The 14,436-nt window shown below is 61.0% G+C and carries 12 protein-coding genes; 3 read left to right on the top strand and 9 right to left on the bottom strand.

Annotated elements, in window-relative coordinates:
* Positions 1-58: 58 nt before the first annotated feature.
* The 3 genes from RGM2987_RS02715 to RGM2987_RS02725 all read right to left on the bottom strand — a co-directional run bounded on the left by RGM2987_RS02715 (position 59) and on the right by RGM2987_RS02725 (position 3,286).
* Positions 59-1,672 carry an NAD(P)/FAD-dependent oxidoreductase gene (locus RGM2987_RS02715; RefSeq protein WP_245138581.1) on the bottom strand — a complete coding sequence of 538 codons (1,614 nt, stop codon included), beginning with the start codon at positions 1,670-1,672 and terminating at the stop codon, positions 59-61.
* 278 nt (positions 1,673-1,950) lie between these two features.
* On the bottom strand, positions 1,951-2,625 hold the full coding sequence (locus RGM2987_RS02720; protein WP_245138591.1) for a hypothetical protein: 675 nt from the start codon (positions 2,623-2,625) through the stop codon (positions 1,951-1,953).
* Between the two features lie 61 nt (positions 2,626-2,686).
* Positions 2,687-3,286, bottom strand: coding sequence for a short chain dehydrogenase (locus RGM2987_RS02725; RefSeq protein ID WP_245138582.1), 600 nt, complete (start codon positions 3,284-3,286; stop codon positions 2,687-2,689).
* Between the two features lie 105 nt (positions 3,287-3,391).
* Between RGM2987_RS02725 and RGM2987_RS02730 the strand changes: the two genes are divergently transcribed.
* Positions 3,392-4,300 (top strand): LysR family transcriptional regulator, encoded by a 909-nt coding sequence (locus RGM2987_RS02730; protein WP_245138583.1) that lies wholly within the window; start codon positions 3,392-3,394, stop codon positions 4,298-4,300.
* Positions 4,301-4,485: 185 nt separating this feature from the next.
* Here RGM2987_RS02730 and RGM2987_RS02735 read toward each other — a convergent pair whose 3' ends face one another.
* The 5 genes from RGM2987_RS02735 to RGM2987_RS02755 form a co-directional block, all read right to left on the bottom strand.
* Complete coding sequence (locus tag RGM2987_RS02735; protein ID WP_245138584.1) at positions 4,486-5,187, bottom strand: ABC transporter ATP-binding protein; 702 nt, start codon at positions 5,185-5,187, stop codon at positions 4,486-4,488.
* Complete coding sequence (gene livG, locus RGM2987_RS02740) at positions 5,188-5,955, bottom strand: high-affinity branched-chain amino acid ABC transporter ATP-binding protein LivG (protein WP_245138585.1); 768 nt, start codon at positions 5,953-5,955, stop codon at positions 5,188-5,190.
* Complete coding sequence (locus RGM2987_RS02745) at positions 5,952-7,208, bottom strand: high-affinity branched-chain amino acid ABC transporter permease LivM (RefSeq protein ID WP_245138586.1); 1,257 nt, start codon at positions 7,206-7,208, stop codon at positions 5,952-5,954. The genes livG and RGM2987_RS02745 overlap by 4 nt, the downstream gene beginning before the upstream one ends.
* Positions 7,205-8,128 (bottom strand): high-affinity branched-chain amino acid ABC transporter permease LivH, encoded by a 924-nt coding sequence (gene livH, locus RGM2987_RS02750; RefSeq protein ID WP_245138587.1) that lies wholly within the window; start codon positions 8,126-8,128, stop codon positions 7,205-7,207. Before livH ends, RGM2987_RS02745 begins: the two co-directional genes overlap by 4 nt.
* A gap of 230 nt (positions 8,129-8,358) precedes the next feature.
* Positions 8,359-9,486, bottom strand: coding sequence for a branched-chain amino acid ABC transporter substrate-binding protein (locus RGM2987_RS02755; protein WP_245138588.1), 1,128 nt, complete (start codon positions 9,484-9,486; stop codon positions 8,359-8,361).
* A gap of 340 nt (positions 9,487-9,826) precedes the next feature.
* Between RGM2987_RS02755 and RGM2987_RS02760 the strand changes: the two genes are divergently transcribed.
* Positions 9,827-10,132, top strand: coding sequence for a DUF2288 domain-containing protein (locus tag RGM2987_RS02760; protein WP_245138592.1), 306 nt, complete (start codon positions 9,827-9,829; stop codon positions 10,130-10,132).
* A gap of 300 nt (positions 10,133-10,432) precedes the next feature.
* Here RGM2987_RS02760 and RGM2987_RS02765 read toward each other — a convergent pair whose 3' ends face one another.
* A complete protein-coding gene (locus RGM2987_RS02765; RefSeq protein ID WP_245138589.1) occupies positions 10,433-12,610 on the bottom strand; it encodes a hypothetical protein in 2,178 nt (725 codons plus the stop codon).
* Between the two features lie 358 nt (positions 12,611-12,968).
* Between RGM2987_RS02765 and RGM2987_RS02770 the strand changes: the two genes are divergently transcribed.
* Positions 12,969-14,318, top strand: coding sequence for an MFS transporter (locus tag RGM2987_RS02770; RefSeq protein ID WP_245138590.1), 1,350 nt, complete (start codon positions 12,969-12,971; stop codon positions 14,316-14,318).
* Positions 14,319-14,436 lie beyond the last annotated feature (118 nt).

Genomic DNA, 14,436 nt, shown 5'->3' on the forward strand with positions numbered 1-14,436 from the left:
TTATTCGACTGAATCACCGCTTTTCGCGAGCAAGCCCGCTCCCACAGGGGGGTGAGGTTTAAGCCTTGAGGCCGAGGATATCCCGCGCCACAGCCTCGGCAATCCGGATCCCGTCCACGCCGGCCGACAGGATTCCGCCCGCATAGCCGGCGCCTTCGCCCGCCGGGAACAGGCCCTTCACATTCAGGCTCTGCAACGATTCGTTGCGGGTGATGCGCAGCGGCGACGAGGTGCGGGTTTCGATCCCGGTCAGTACCGCGTCATACAGCGAGTAGCCGCGAATCTGTTTTTCGAATGCCGGCAGGGCTTCGCGGATGGCTTCGATGGCGAAGTCTGGCAGGGCCAGGGCCAGGTCACCTAGCGAGACGCCGGGTTTGTAGGACGGTTCGACGCTACCCAAGGCGGTGGACGGCTTGCCGGCAATAAAGTCACCCACCAGCTGCGCCGGCGCTTCGTAGTTGCTGCCACCGAGCACGAACGCGTGGGACTCCAGGCGTTCCTGCAATTCGATCCCCGCCAGCGGGCCGCCCGGATAATCCACCTCCGGCGTAATGCCGACGACGATGCCTGAGTTGGCGTTGCGTTCGTTGCGCGAGTACTGGCTCATGCCGTTGGTCACGACACGGTTCGGTTCGGACGTCGCGGCCACCACGGTGCCGCCCGGGCACATGCAGAAACTGTACACCGAGCGCCCGTTCCTGGCGTGGTGCACCAGTTTGTAGTCGGCCGCGCCGAGTTTCGGATGCCCGGCGTACTTGCCCAGGCGTGCGCTGTCGATCAGCGATTGCGGGTGTTCGATACGGAACCCCACCGAGAACGGCTTGGCTTCCATGTACACGCCGCGGCTGTGGAGCATGCGGAAGGTGTCCCGGGCACTGTGGCCCAAGGCCAGGATCACGTGCCGGGAGTGGATGCGCTCGCCACCGGCCAGTTCGACACCGACCAATTGGCCGTTCTCGATCAGCACGTCGGTGACCCGCTGCTGGAAGCGCACTTCACCGCCCAGTGCACGAATCTGCTCGCGCATGTTTTCCACCACGCCGGTGAGGCGGAAGGTACCGATGTGCGGTTTGCTGACGTAGAGGATTTCTTCCGGCGCCCCGGCCTTGACGAATTCGTGCAGGACTTTGCGGCCGAGGAACTTCGGGTCCTTGATCTGGCTGTAGAGCTTGCCATCGGAAAACGTGCCCGCGCCGCCTTCGCCAAACTGCACGTTGGATTCAGGGTTGAGCACGCTTTTGCGCCACAGGCCCCAGGTGTCCTTGGTGCGCTGGCGGACTTCCGGACCGCGCTCGAGGATGATCGGCTTGAAGCCCATTTGCGCCAGCAGCAGGGCGGCGAAGATCCCGCACGGGCCGAAACCGACCACGATCGGTCGCTCGCCGACATCGGTCGTGGCCTGGCCGACCATCTTGTAACTGACATCCGGCGCTTCGTTGACGTTACGGTCATCGGCGAACTTGCGCAGCAGGCTGGCTTCATCGCGCACCGTCAGGTCGATGGTGTAGATGAAGCACAGTTCGGAGGATTTCTTGCGTGCGTCGTAGCTGCGTTTGAACAGGGTGAAGTCGAGCAGGTCATCGCTGGCGATGCCCAGGCGCTGCACGATGGCGGGGCGCAGGTCTTCTTCGGGGTGATCGATCGGCAGCTTGAGTTCGGTGATTCGTAACATGACGGGATCCGGTTCGCGGGGCGCGCAACTGCGCCAGGGCGTGCTTCAAACCGGCGATTATAAGCCGCAATGCCTGATTTGTGGCGTGAGCTTGGTCGAAAGGGACAGGCGTGATGGCGTCGGTATCGAGTGCTCGGGCTTCAGGGCCGCTTCGCGCCCAGCGGGAGCAAGCTCCCTCGCCACGGGGTCGGGTTGCTCACAATATTCGGTTGGGCCCGGTCTATGTGGCGAGGGAGCTTGCTCCCGCTTGAGTGCGAAGCACTCACAGGGTGATCGAATCAGTCGTTGCGCGCGCCGCCGAAGTAGGCGCAGCCGCGCTGGATCTGGCCGTTGACGCGGATTTCGGCGCTCATGTGCTGGATGCTGCCGGTGACTGGGTCGACGCAGCGCTGTGGCGCGACCCAGAGTTCGACTTTCTGGCCGTTGGCTTCGGTGCTGAGGTTGAAGCGGCCGTCTCCCAGCTGTTCTTCCAGGTAGGGCACCGCCAGGGTCGGCTGGCCCTCGCGTTCCAGCACCATGCCTTTGCCGCTGGCGTTAAGGCTCCATTGCGGGCCATGACCGGTGGCACGCAGCACCAGCGGTTTGAAATTGATGTCGTCACAGGCGCTGCCCGAGCGCTCCAGGCGATACAGCTGCTCCAGGTCCAACTGGCTGTCGGCACCGGCCGCCGCGCTGGAGACGATACGGCCTCGTACATCGGCAAACAGCTTGCCCTGGTCATTAGCCAGGCTGGCTGCCTGCTGCAGCACGCTGGTGCCGCCACTGTCGTTGACGATGTAGCGACGCTGTTCCTGACACGGCTGGAACACCAGTTTGCCGTCGGCTGCCGTCAGCTCGCCCTGCATGCGCGTCTGGCCGGCGTGGGAAGCGCTCTGGCGTGGCGCCTCGAGCAGCTGGCAGCCGGCGAACAGCGGCAGGAGGGCGACAAACAGCAGGGAACGGGCGGCACGCATCATTGGGTCTCCAGTCAAGTGCCGCCACGTTACTCAGACTGGTCCTGCATCACAAGGGGCGTTAGCCAACGTGAAAGATCTGACCGGTGTGTAGGCCTTCGACACTTTTGGCGTAGGCCAAAGCGACATCTGCGGCTGGCACCGGTTTGAACCCACGGAAGTAAGGCGCGTACTTGCCCATGGCTTCCAGCAGCACGTTCGGGCTCACCGAGTTGACCCGCAGGCCCCGAGGCAGCTCGATTGCCGCCGCGCGGACGAAACTGTCCAGGGCGCCGTTGACCAGGGCCGCCGACGCACCGCTCTTGATCGGGTCGTGGCTGAGCACGCCGGTGGTGAAGGTGAAGGACGCGCCCTCGTTGGCGAATTCACGGCCGATCAGCAGCAGGTTGACCTGGCCCATCAGCTTGTCTTTCAAGCCCAGGGCGAAGCTCTCTTCAGTCATCTCGCCCAGCGGCGCAAACGTGACATTGCCGGCTGCGCAAACCAGGGCATCGAAGCGCCCGGTCTTTTCAAACAGGGCGCGGATCGAGGCGCTGTCGCTGATGTCCACTTGCAACTCACCGCTGTTGCGCCCGATGCGGACGATTTCATGACGAGGTGAGAGTTCTTTATCAATGGCCGAGCCGATGGTGCCGTTGGCGCCGATCAACAGGATTTTCATGGGCGATTCCTCATTTGGGTTGAACGAGGTTGCAGTCTAGAGTGGTTTTTACTTTCGATAAGCGCGCTAATAGGCAACCTTTGGTTTTCAATTGGAAACAATCCAATGAGCGAGATGGATGACCTGGCGGCATTTGCCGTGTTGATGGACGCTGGCAGCTTCACACTCGCCGCGCAGCAATTGGGCTGCAGCAAAGGCCAGTTATCCAAGCGCATCAGCGCCTTGGAGAGTCGGTTTTCCGTGCGGTTGCTGCAACGCACCACACGGCGCCTGAGCCTCACTGCAGCCGGCGCGGCGCTGTTGCCCCAGGCCCAGGCGTTGCTCGCCCAGGTGGAAAGGGCGCGTCAGGCATTAGCGCGGTTGAAGGACGAAATCTCCGGGCCGGTGCGTATGACGGTTCCGGTTTCGCTGGGCGAAACGTTCTTTGACGGATTGCTGACGGAATTTGCCCGCAGTTATCCCAACGTGCAGCTCGAACTGGAGCTCAACAACGGTTACCGCGACCTGACCCGCGATAGCTTCGACCTGGCGATCCGCTCGGACGCCGCCATCGATGAACGCCTGGTGGCCCGGCCGCTGTTGGCCTGGCATGAAATGACCTGCGCCAGCCCGGACTATCTCCAGCGCCACGGCGAACCCCTGACCCCCCAGGCCCTGGCCGAACACCATTGTTTGCTCAACAGCCACTACAGTGGCCGGGAAGAATGGCTCTATCACCAGCAACATGAATTGTTGCGGGTCAGGGTGTCGGGACCGTTCGCCAGCAACCACTACAGCCTGTTGAAAAAAGCCGCCCTGGCTGGTGCGGGAATCGCCCGGCTGCCGTCGTACCTGCTCCATGAAGAACTGGCTGACGGACGCCTGCGCTGGGTACTGCGCGATTATCAGACCCGACGTATGCCGATGTACCTGGTGCACCCATATCAGGGTGGCTTGCCCAAGCGGACCCAGGTGCTGGCGGATTATCTGTTGGATTGGTTCAAGCGCAGTGGGGAGGCGTTGGATCGACTCTGACCTGGACCGATCCCGTGGCGAGGGAGCTTGCTCCCGCTCGGTTGCGCAGCAACCGCAAAAGCCAGGGGCCGCTTCGCAGCCCAGCGGGAGCAAGCTCCCTCGCCACAAAGGCGCCGGCAGAGGATCGGTTGAAACGCGCCCGAAAAAAAACGGCCCGAAAGCCGTTTTTTCATCTCGCAACGGACTCAACCGCCCAGATACGCCTCGCGCACTTTCGGATCGGTCAGCAGCGCTTCACCGGTGCCTTGCATGACTACGCGACCATTCTCCAGCACGTACGCCCGGTCAGCGATTTTCAGCGCCTGGTTGGCGTTCTGCTCGACCAGGAACACCGTCACGCCATCCTTGCGCAGCTGTTCGATGATGTCGAATATCTGCTGGATGATGATCGGCGCCAGGCCCAGGGAAGGCTCGTCGAGCAGCAGCAGCTTGGGCTTGCTCATCAGCGCACGGCCGATGGCGAGCATCTGCTGTTCGCCGCCGGACATGGTGCCGCCGCGCTGGGTAAAGCGTTCCTTCAGGCGTGGAAAAAGGTGCAACACCTTGTCCATCTGCTCCTGAAAATCGCCTTTGTTGGTGAAGAACCCACCCATGGCGAGGTTTTCTTCCACGGTCAGCCGGGCAAAGACCCGACGGCCTTCCGGCACCACCGCGATGCTCTTGCGCATGATCTGCGATGAGTCCTGGCCCACCAGTTCCTCACCCATGTAACGGATGCTGCCGCTGTGGGCCTGGGGTGAACCGCAGAGTGTCATCAACAGGGTGGACTTGCCGGCGCCGTTGGCACCGATCAGCGTTACGATCTCGCCCTGGCGGACATCGACGTTGACGCTGTGCAGGGCCTGGATCTTGCCGTAGAACGTGGAAACGTTTTCGAACTGCAGCATTTACGCTTCCCCCAGGTAGGCTTTGATCACGTCGGGATTGTCGCGGATCTGTTCCGGCGAGCCGTCGGCCAGGGGCGTGCCCTGGTTGATCACGACGATGTGATCGGAAATGCTCATGACCAGTTTCATGTCGTGCTCGATCAGCAGCACGGTGACGTTGTGCTCCTCACGCAGCACGCCGATCAGCGCCTTCAGGTCTTCGGTTTCCTTGGGGTTCAGGCCGGCGGCAGGTTCGTCGAGCATGAGGATTCGCGGGCGAGTCATCATGCAGCGGGCGATTTCCAGGCGCCGTTGCTGACCGTAGGCCAGGGTCCCGGCGGTACGGTTGGCGAATTCCTTGAGGTTGACCTTGTCCAGCCAGTACTCGGCGTACTCCATCGCCTCGCGCTCGCTCTTGCGGAACGCCGGGGTCTTGAACAGGCCGGCAAAGAAGTTGGTGTTCAGGTGACGGTGCTGGGCGATCAACAGGTTCTCGACCGCCGTCATGTCCTTGAACAACCGCACGTTCTGGAAGGTACGCACCACGCCCTTGCGGGCGATGTGATGGCCGGCCAGGCCCTGGATCGGCTCGCCGTCCAGCAGGATCGTGCCACCGGTGGGCTGGTAGAAGCCGGTCAGGCAGTTGAATACCGTGGTCTTGCCCGCGCCGTTCGGCCCGATCAAGGCAACCACCTGCTTCTCTTTCACTGTCAGGGCCACGCCGTTGACCGCGAGCAGGCCGCCGAAGCGCATGCTTAAATTTTCAACCTTGAGGATCTCGCGGCTCATTTGCGCAGCTCCATGTGGGGGCGTTGCATAGGCAGCAAACCTTGAGGACGCCAGATCATCATCAGCACCATCAGGGCGCCGAACATCAACATGCGGTATTCGCTGAATTCACGCATCATTTCAGGCAGCAGGATCATTACGACGGCGGCCAGGATCACACCCAGCTGCGAACCCATCCCGCCCAACACCACGATGGCGAGGATGATCGCCGACTCGATGAAGGTGAACGACTCCGGTGTCACCAGACCCTGGCGGGCGGCGAAGAAACTGCCAGCAAAACCAGCGAACGCAGCACCGAGGGTAAAGGCCGACAGCTTGATCACGGTCGGGTTGAGACCCAGGGCGCGGCAGGCGATTTCATCTTCACGCAGCGCTTCCCAGGCACGGCCGATCGGCATGCGCAGCAGGCGGTTGATGACGAACAGCGCCGCCAGGGCCAGCAACAGCGCAACCAGGTAGAGGAAGATCACCTTGTTGATCGAGTTGTATTCCAGGCCGAAGTACTCGTGGAAGGTCTGCAGGCCTTCGGCGGCTTTACGTTCGAAGGTCAGGCCGAAGAACGTCGGTTTCTCGATGTTGCTGATGCCGTTCGGGCCACCGGTGATGTCGGTCAGGTTGCGCAGGAACAGCCGGATGATCTCACCGAAGCCCAGGGTCACGATGGCCAGGTAGTCACCGCGCAGGCGCAGTACCGGGAAGCCCAGCAGGAAGCCGAAGGTGGCGGCCATCATCCCGGCGATCGGCAGGCAGATCCAGAAGCTCAGGCCGAAGTAGTGGGACAGCAGCGCATAGCTGTAGGCGCCGACGGCATAGAAGCCCACGTAACCCAGGTCCAGCAGGCCGGCCAGGCCTACCACGATGTTCAGGCCAAGGCCGAGCATCACGTAGATCAGGATCAGCGTGGCGATGTCCACCGCGCCGCGGGAGCCGAAGAACGGCCACACCAGGGCCACGACGATCAGTGCCAGCACAATCCAGCGCTGGGTGCTCGGCAAGGTCAGGAAGTTGCTGGCCTTGGCCGGGATCACCGGCAGGCCTGGCGAAGACTTCCAGGCGGCGCTGATCTGCGTGCTGAACAGCACCCGCAGGAACATCAGCAGCGAGCAGATGGCGATGATCGCCATGGTGGTCGGGCTGGTGCCATGCACTTCCAGGTTGATGCCGACGATGGTCAGTTTGAGACCCAGTACCGGGTAGGCCACGGCCCAGACCAGCAGGGCGCTGAAGAGCGCCGATTTGAGATGCCTAGTCATACTTTTTCAACCTCCGGGCGGCCCAGGATGCCGGTCGGCCGGAATAACAGAACCAGAACCAACAAGCCGAATGCCACGACGTCCTTGTACTGGTCGCCGAAGATGTCGGCGCCAAAGGCCTCTGCCACGCCCAGCACCAACCCGCCGAGCATCGCGCCGGGAATGCTGCCGATGCCGCCCAGTACCGCGGCGGTGAAGGCTTTTAGGCCGACGAGGAAACCGGCGTTGGGGTTGATCACACCGTATTGCATGCTCAACAGCACCGCGGCGACGGCGGCCAGTGCCGCACCGATGACGAATGTCAGGGCGATGATGTTGTTGGTGTTGATGCCCAGCAGGTTGGCCATCTTGATGTCCTCGGCGCAGGCGCGGCAAGCGCGGCCCAGGCGGGAACGGGAGATGAACAGCGTCAGGCCGAGCATGGCGACCAGGGTCACCACGAACACCACGATTTGCATGTAGGAAATCAGCACTTCATGTGCCCCGCCTGGCCCGATGGCAAAGTTGCCCGGGATCAGGTTGGGAATGGATTTGTCCTTGGAGTCTTGCGAGAGCAGTACCGTGTTTTGCAGGAAAATCGACATGCCGATGGCGGAAATCAGCGGGATCAGACGGTTGCTGCCGCGCAGGGGGCGGTAGGCGATCCGTTCGATGCTGTAGCCATAGGAACTGGTGACCACGATGCTCGCGATGAAAGCCGCGGTCATCAACAGCGGGACACTGTCGAGTCCCATCATGCTCAGCCCGGCGATGGCGATGAACGCCACGTAGGAGCCGATCATGTACACCTCGCCGTGGGCGAAGTTGATCATTCCAATGATGCCGTAGACCATCGTATAGCCGATGGCGATCAGGGCATACGTGCTGCCAACGGTCAGGCCGTTAACCAGCTGCTGGAAGAAGTGATAGATGTCAGGCATTACAGCGCTCCTAAAAACCTGATACGCATTTCACTGGTGGAGTCATTTTCCCGCCCGGGCCCCGTGGATCTGCATCCACTTCGAGCACGAGGTTTGCCAGCGAACCGCTGATGACGGTTTTGAGATTTTCAGGTGGGGAGACTGGCGGATCACGCCAGCGCGGCCCAATACATTCAAAACAAAGCCCACGGCACGCCGTGGGCTTTATTGGCAGTCAGTCAGGCAGGGCCTTACTGAGGCGAAGCTTCGGTTTTAGGCTTGCCGAAATGCCACTCGTAGACCACGAACTTGAAGTCTTTCAGGTCGCCGTTCTTGTCGAAGCTCAAGTCACCGGTAGGTGTCTTGAAGGTACCGGCGTGGATGGCTTCAGCCACTTTGGCCGGGTCTTCGCTCTTGGTTTCGGTGATAGCCTGGGCGATCACCTGGACCGCGGAGTAGGACGGGAACACGAACGGGCCGCTCGGATCTTCCTTCTTGGCCTTGAACGCGTCAGCCAGGGCCACGTTGGCCGGATCCTGGTCGAAGGATTTCGGCAGGGTCACCAGCAGGCCTTCGGAGGACTCCTTGGCGATCTGCGAAATCGAGTCGTTACCCACGCCTTCCGGCCCCATGAACTTGGCCTTCAGGCCTTTTTCCTGGGCTTGACGCAGGATCAGGCCCAGCTCCGGGTGGTAGCCGCCGTAGTAGACGAAATCGACGTTGGCCTGCTTGAGCTTGGCGATCATCGAGGAGAAGTCTTTGTCGCCGGCGTTCACGCCTTCGAAGACGGCCACTTTCACGCCTTTGCCTTCGAGGGTTTTCTTCACGGCGCTGGCGATGCCTTCACCGTATTGCTGCTTGTCGTGCAGGACCGCAACGATCTTCGGCTTGACGTGGTCGGCGATGTAGTTGCCGGCCGCTGGGCCTTGGGCGCTGTCCAGGCCGATGGTGCGGAAGATCATCTTGTAGCCGCGAGCGGTGATGTCCGGGCTGGTGGCGGCCGGGGTGATCATGACCACGCCTTCGTCTTCATAGATGTCCGAAGCCGGCTGGGTGGAGCTGGAGCACAGGTGGCCGACCACGAACTTGACGCCGTCGTTGACGACTTTGTTCGCAACGGCGACCGCTTGTTTCGGATCGCAGGCGTCATCGTATTCAACGGCCACGAGTTGCTTGCCGTTGACGCCGCCCTTGGCGTTGATCTGTTCGATGGCCATTTTGGAACCACTGAACTGCATGTCGCCGTATTGAGCCACAGGGCCGGTCTTCGGGCCGGCGATGCCGATCTTGATGGTGTCGGCGGCGAACGAATGGCTGGCAACCCCGGCCAGAACCATAGCGGCAAACAGTTTGGAAATCTGCTTAGTAGCCTTAGTCATAGTGCTCCACTCATGCTGTTGTAGTTTTTATAGTCCTGGCGCCGTAGCAGCAGAACCGGGTCAGATATCTTGGATACCCTCGCGGAAAATGCCCCCGGCAACTGTACCGGTACAGTGTAGAGCGCCGGTTGTTGGCAAGGGAAGCTGGCGCTTGGGGGCAAAACCTGAGGGTGTCGCTTTATTGAAAGAAAAAGACAGAATAGCGGCGGGCTTTGACCGGGGAAAATCGGCAATCCGTGGCTTTGCTGCGCTTTTCAATCGGTACTCCAATTGCTACCGGGTTTTTCTGCCAGACCACCGACGTTATCATTCGCGCCGATTTCTTTTCCGGACAGCTCCCATGAATGAAGAACCTAGCACCCTCTATGCCAAGCTGCTTGGTGAAACCGCATCCATCACCTGGAAAGAGTTAGAGCCGTTCTTTGCCAAGGGTGCCCTATTGTGGGTCGACCCGGCACTGGATTTGATCGCCGCCGCCGAAGCCGTCGCCGAGGACGAAGGTACCAAAGTCGCCGCCTGGCTGGCCGCCGGGCAACTCGCCAAGCTGTCTGAAACGCGGGCGCTGGATTTCCTGGAGCGTGATCCAACGCTTTGGGCTGTGGTGGTTTCGCCTTGGATAATGATCCAGGAAAGGGCGTCGAATTAATCTGAGCTCCAAATTGGTGCGTCTTCCTGGCGAGAAGAAAGTGTGTAGGTGAGTAGCGTGATGGCATCCTGCCGTGGTGAAACGCCACAGGGGAGGGTGACGTATACGTAACGGGAACAGTTTATTGAGCAGCCTTTGGGCTGCTTAATTGTTTCTGGATGTTGTTCAGGTGGTGTCTTCAAGGCCGCCTTCGCGAGCAAGCCCGCTCCCACAAAGGGACCGCATTCTTCCTGGAAGAACACAGTTCAATGTGGGAGCGGGCTTGCTCGCGAAAGGGGCGATGCGATCCTACGCCTGGCCTCAGTAAGTCCGCCCCGTATGGTTATTCAACGAAATAACCTTGGTCTTGCCAATGCGATGACGGTAGATCTCGCGCAGGTACTTGATCGCCTTTTTCACGCAGTCGCGGGACAGGCGGATGTCGTTGATCGAGACGAATTTCTCCTTGTCGCTGATCAGCTCGCGGTATTTCTTCTCGTACATCGGCTTGATGGCATACCAGTTCGTGTCGAGGATTTTCGCCGGGTTTTCGAACTCGTTGAGCAGGTCGTCGATCCGTTCCTCATCGAAGTCATCGCTGACGATGAAGTCCAGGATCGAGTTGTCCAGGGTGTCGTCGAAGCGGTATGGCGTACGGGCGAAGCAGCGCTTGATGAACGCCACGATCAGGGTCAGGAAGTCGTCCGACAGGCACGGGCTCTTGGCGATCAGGGTGGTCAGCGACAGGTTGGCCGAGGCGCCGATCACCAGTGCGTAACGCTTGAGCGTGGTGTTGGGGAACAGGCTGTTGAGGTGGGTCTTGAGCCGGTTCAGGTCCATGTAGGACAGCTTGTAGTCCTTGGGCAACGAAACGATCGACACCACCGACGAGCAATTCTTGAAAAAGTGCAGGTCATGCAGGGCGGCTGCGTCGTAGCCGGAGTTCTTGTATTGCTCCAGCGACGCCCGGTAGCGCTTGGATTCGATCGGCAGCAGGCTGATGCCCTCGATGGCCTGGGTGACTTTGTTGAAGTGCGGCAGGTCGATGGAGCGAAAGAACAGGTCGTCGATGTTCAGGCGCGGCGGCTCTTTCTCGAACACCTTGAACTTGTCGCTGCTCGGTGCCGGGGTTTCCGGGACCACCGATTCGGCGTAGGCAATCGCCACCGGGCCAGCCAGGCTCATGAACAGGTCGTTGGCGTCCAGGCGGATGGTTTCGCCGATGTCGATGCCGGCACGCCGGAAATAGTTCTGGTCGTAGTCGGTGGTGACGGCCTGGGCGGTCAGGATGTTGAAGATCTGCTGGGAGATGTACTGGTTGGCATGCTTCTCCATGGCGTTGACGTCGATGTTCTGGATGTTGCCGTCGTCGCTTTCTTCGGCGTAGCGCATGATGTCGTTGGAGATCAGCATCATTGCGTTCCAAGGGCGGATACGCCCCATGACGCTGGCTTCGCTGCTGTCTTCATTGGCGAAGTTGTATGAGAAATCCCATTCTTCCGAGAGGTATTTGCACAGCAGGCGTCCGGCGTTGATGTGCAGCGCCTCGGACATTTCGCTGCGATGGTCGGAAATGTTCGGCAGCACGCAGATGCCGCTGGTGAAGATCGGCTCGAAGACGAAGGAATGACCGCTCTTGCTGTCGTGTTCGTCCATCGGCTTGGTGTCGAACGTCTTGTTCATGTACGAATATTGCTGGGCCAGGCCGAATTCCGAGGCCATGCCCGAACCGGTACCGCCGCCGGCACTGAAGATCGAGAAGTACAGGCGTGACTGGTTGGCCTTGATGCCGCAGCTGTCGATCAGGTACGAGTGGATCATCTTCCAGTCGGGGCTGGAGAAGCGCTGGGTGTCCTTGTTCAGGATGATCTTGGCCAGGTACTGGCCGAGGATCGGCGCGTTACCGGCGCCACCGGCATGGACTTCCGACAGGTCCATGATTTTCATTTTGCTGTAGTCGCGCAAGAAGCCGCTTTTTTCGCCCTTGCGCGAGAAACGGATGCGCCCGGCGATGTCCTTGTCCAGGTCGCCGAGCATGACCAGGGGCTCGACCAGGAACACCGGTTTACTCGCCTTGCTGTTGCCCAGGCGCAGGTTGTGGCGGATCCATTGCGCGGGGCTGTAGCCCTTGTCGATGTAGTGCTTGTCTTCGGCGTTGAATTCGTTGAGGTAGAACTTGCGGGCGTTGTACACCAGCTCCGCCACGTCCAGGGCAATGTTGGAGCCGCAACGGCCTAACCCGATCAGGCATACCGACGGGAATTCCTGCTGGCCGCGTTCGCTTTCTTCGTCCACCAGGTGGGGCGGGCGCGGGAATACGCTGTCACGCAGGCCATCGAGGTTATCGAGGATGCGGTCGGTGTTGGTTTCGGTGAAATACAGGTACTGCTGGGTCGACAAGGGGCGCGAGGTGCTCGACGTCGGCGACGTTTCGAGGCCGTTGGCGGCTGGGCCCAGGGTCAGATCGGATACCGCAGTGGCTGATTTTTTGGAAGTCATTGTGCGCCGTTGCCTGAACTGGTGGGTTCGATGATCACGGTCATTGAATCATCGAGAATGGGAGCTCGCGTCCGTGTTGGCGCGAAGTCGGCCCTAGCGGTCAAGGCACACGCCTGAACAGCGCTCGGGAGAATCTGTTCACGTTGGATCGGCCACCGGAACGTGATCTTTAGTCGGGATCGGGCAAAATGATGGCAAATGTTACATAGAGTTGACTGCCGTCAAGAAACCCGCCGCCCGCCATGGTCGGGTATCAGCCGTGCGAATGATCAGAGACAGTCCGCGCGCTGCTGTCTAGATTGCAGATTCCGGGCTCGGACGCCTCGCCGCTGCCCCATGACAATAAAGAGACGGACCCATGCAGAACTCGACCCAAGCGGCGAATGCCTGGCGCATTCTGTTCCTGCTGTTCCTCGCCAACCTGTTCAACTTCTTCGACCGCACCATCCCGGCGATCATCATCGAACCGATTCGCATGGAGTGGAGCCTGAGCGACTTCCAGATCGGCATCATCGGCACCGCCTTCACCATCGTCTACGCCATTGCCGGGCTGCCCCTGGGGCGCATGGCCGATACCGGCTCGCGCAGCAAGTTGATGGGCTGGGGCCTGGCGACCTGGAGCGCGCTGACGGCGGTCAACGGCCTGGTGGGCAGTTTCTGGGCGTTCCTGCTGGTGCGCATGGGCATCGGCATTGGTGAGGCCAGTTATGCGCCGGCTGCCAACTCACTGATCGGCGATCTGTTCCCGGCCCACCGCCGGGCGCGGGCCATGGGCATCTTCATGCTGGGGCTGCCGATCGGGCTGCTGCTGGCTTTTTTCACCATCGGCGCGATGGTCAAGGCCTTCGACAGCTGGCGCGCGCCGTTCTTTATCGCGGCCGTGCCGGGCTTGGTGCTGGCGCTGTTCATGTTCTTCATCAAGGAGCCCAAGCGCGGCGCGGCGGAAACCGTGCAAGTGTCCCAGGAAAGGGTCGACCGGCCGATCCGTCGCGTGCTGGCGATTCCAACATTTCTCTGGCTGGTGCTGGCGGGGCTGTGTTTCAACTTCGCCACCTATGCGTGCAACTCGTTCCTGGTGCCGATGCTGCAGCGTTACTTCCAGATGTCGCTGCCTGATGCAGCGGTGGCCACCGGGATCATGGTCGGCGTGACTGGCTTGTTCGGCTTGACCATCGGCGGCTGGGTCGCCGACAAGATCCATCAACGGGTGCCCAGTGGTCGCCTGCTGTTTGCCGCGTTCAGCCTGGTGATCTCCACCGTGACCACCGCATGGGCGTTGCACGCCGGACGAATTGAAATCGGCGTGTTCGTTGCGGTGTTCAGTGTTGGCTGGCTGTTCGCCTATAACTTCTACACCTGCGTGTACACGGCGATCCAGGATGTGGTCGAGCCACGCCTGCGGGCCACGGCGATGGCCTTGTTCTTCGCCGGCCTTTACCTGCTCGGTGGCGGCCTGGGGCCTGTGGTGGTGGGCGGGTTGTCCGACTACTTTGCCCGCACGGCCATGGCCGCGGCCGGGGTCGACCAGATGAACGAAGCGTTCAAGGCCATCGGCCTGCACGATGCGATGTACCTGATCCCGGTGGCGTTGTTTTTGACCATGGTGTTCCTGTTCCTGGCGTCACGCTGTTTCGTGCGCGATGCCAGGCGGATGAAGGAGGGGATGAGTGGGGTAGTGGAACCGGTGGGCGCAGCGGCGACGGCGTAAGGCACACAAGAGCAGCCTTGCACGATCCCCCTGTGGCGAGGGAGCTTGCTCCCGCTGGGCTGCACAGCAGACCCAACAATTGGGTCAGTCGACACATCATTGGGGCCGCTTCGCGCCC

This window comes from Pseudomonas sp. RGM2987 (assembly GCF_022952855.1).
Lineage (GTDB): Bacteria > Pseudomonadota > Gammaproteobacteria > Pseudomonadales > Pseudomonadaceae > Aquipseudomonas.

What these genes read in the sequence shown, in the direction of transcription:
- RGM2987_RS02715 (WP_245138581.1), bottom strand. Translation starts at nt 1,672, where the DNA reads ATGTTACGAATCACCGAACTCAAGCTGCCGATCGATCACCCCGAAGAA.
- RGM2987_RS02720 (WP_245138591.1), bottom strand. Translation starts at nt 2,625, where the DNA reads ATGCGTGCCGCCCGTTCCCTGCTGTTTGTCGCCCTCCTGCCGCTGTTC.
- RGM2987_RS02725 (WP_245138582.1), bottom strand. Translation starts at nt 3,286, where the DNA reads ATGAAAATCCTGTTGATCGGCGCCAACGGCACCATCGGCTCGGCCATT.
- RGM2987_RS02730 (WP_245138583.1), top strand. Translation starts at nt 3,392, where the DNA reads ATGAGCGAGATGGATGACCTGGCGGCATTTGCCGTGTTGATGGACGCT.
- RGM2987_RS02735 (WP_245138584.1), bottom strand. Translation starts at nt 5,187, where the DNA reads ATGCTGCAGTTCGAAAACGTTTCCACGTTCTACGGCAAGATCCAGGCC.
- livG (WP_245138585.1), bottom strand. Translation starts at nt 5,955, where the DNA reads ATGAGCCGCGAGATCCTCAAGGTTGAAAATTTAAGCATGCGCTTCGGC.
- RGM2987_RS02745 (WP_245138586.1), bottom strand. Translation starts at nt 7,208, where the DNA reads ATGACTAGGCATCTCAAATCGGCGCTCTTCAGCGCCCTGCTGGTCTGG.
- livH (WP_245138587.1), bottom strand. Translation starts at nt 8,128, where the DNA reads ATGCCTGACATCTATCACTTCTTCCAGCAGCTGGTTAACGGCCTGACC.
- RGM2987_RS02755 (WP_245138588.1), bottom strand. Translation starts at nt 9,486, where the DNA reads ATGACTAAGGCTACTAAGCAGATTTCCAAACTGTTTGCCGCTATGGTT.
- RGM2987_RS02760 (WP_245138592.1), top strand. Translation starts at nt 9,827, where the DNA reads ATGAATGAAGAACCTAGCACCCTCTATGCCAAGCTGCTTGGTGAAACC.
- RGM2987_RS02765 (WP_245138589.1), bottom strand. Translation starts at nt 12,610, where the DNA reads ATGACTTCCAAAAAATCAGCCACTGCGGTATCCGATCTGACCCTGGGC.
- RGM2987_RS02770 (WP_245138590.1), top strand. Translation starts at nt 12,969, where the DNA reads ATGCAGAACTCGACCCAAGCGGCGAATGCCTGGCGCATTCTGTTCCTG.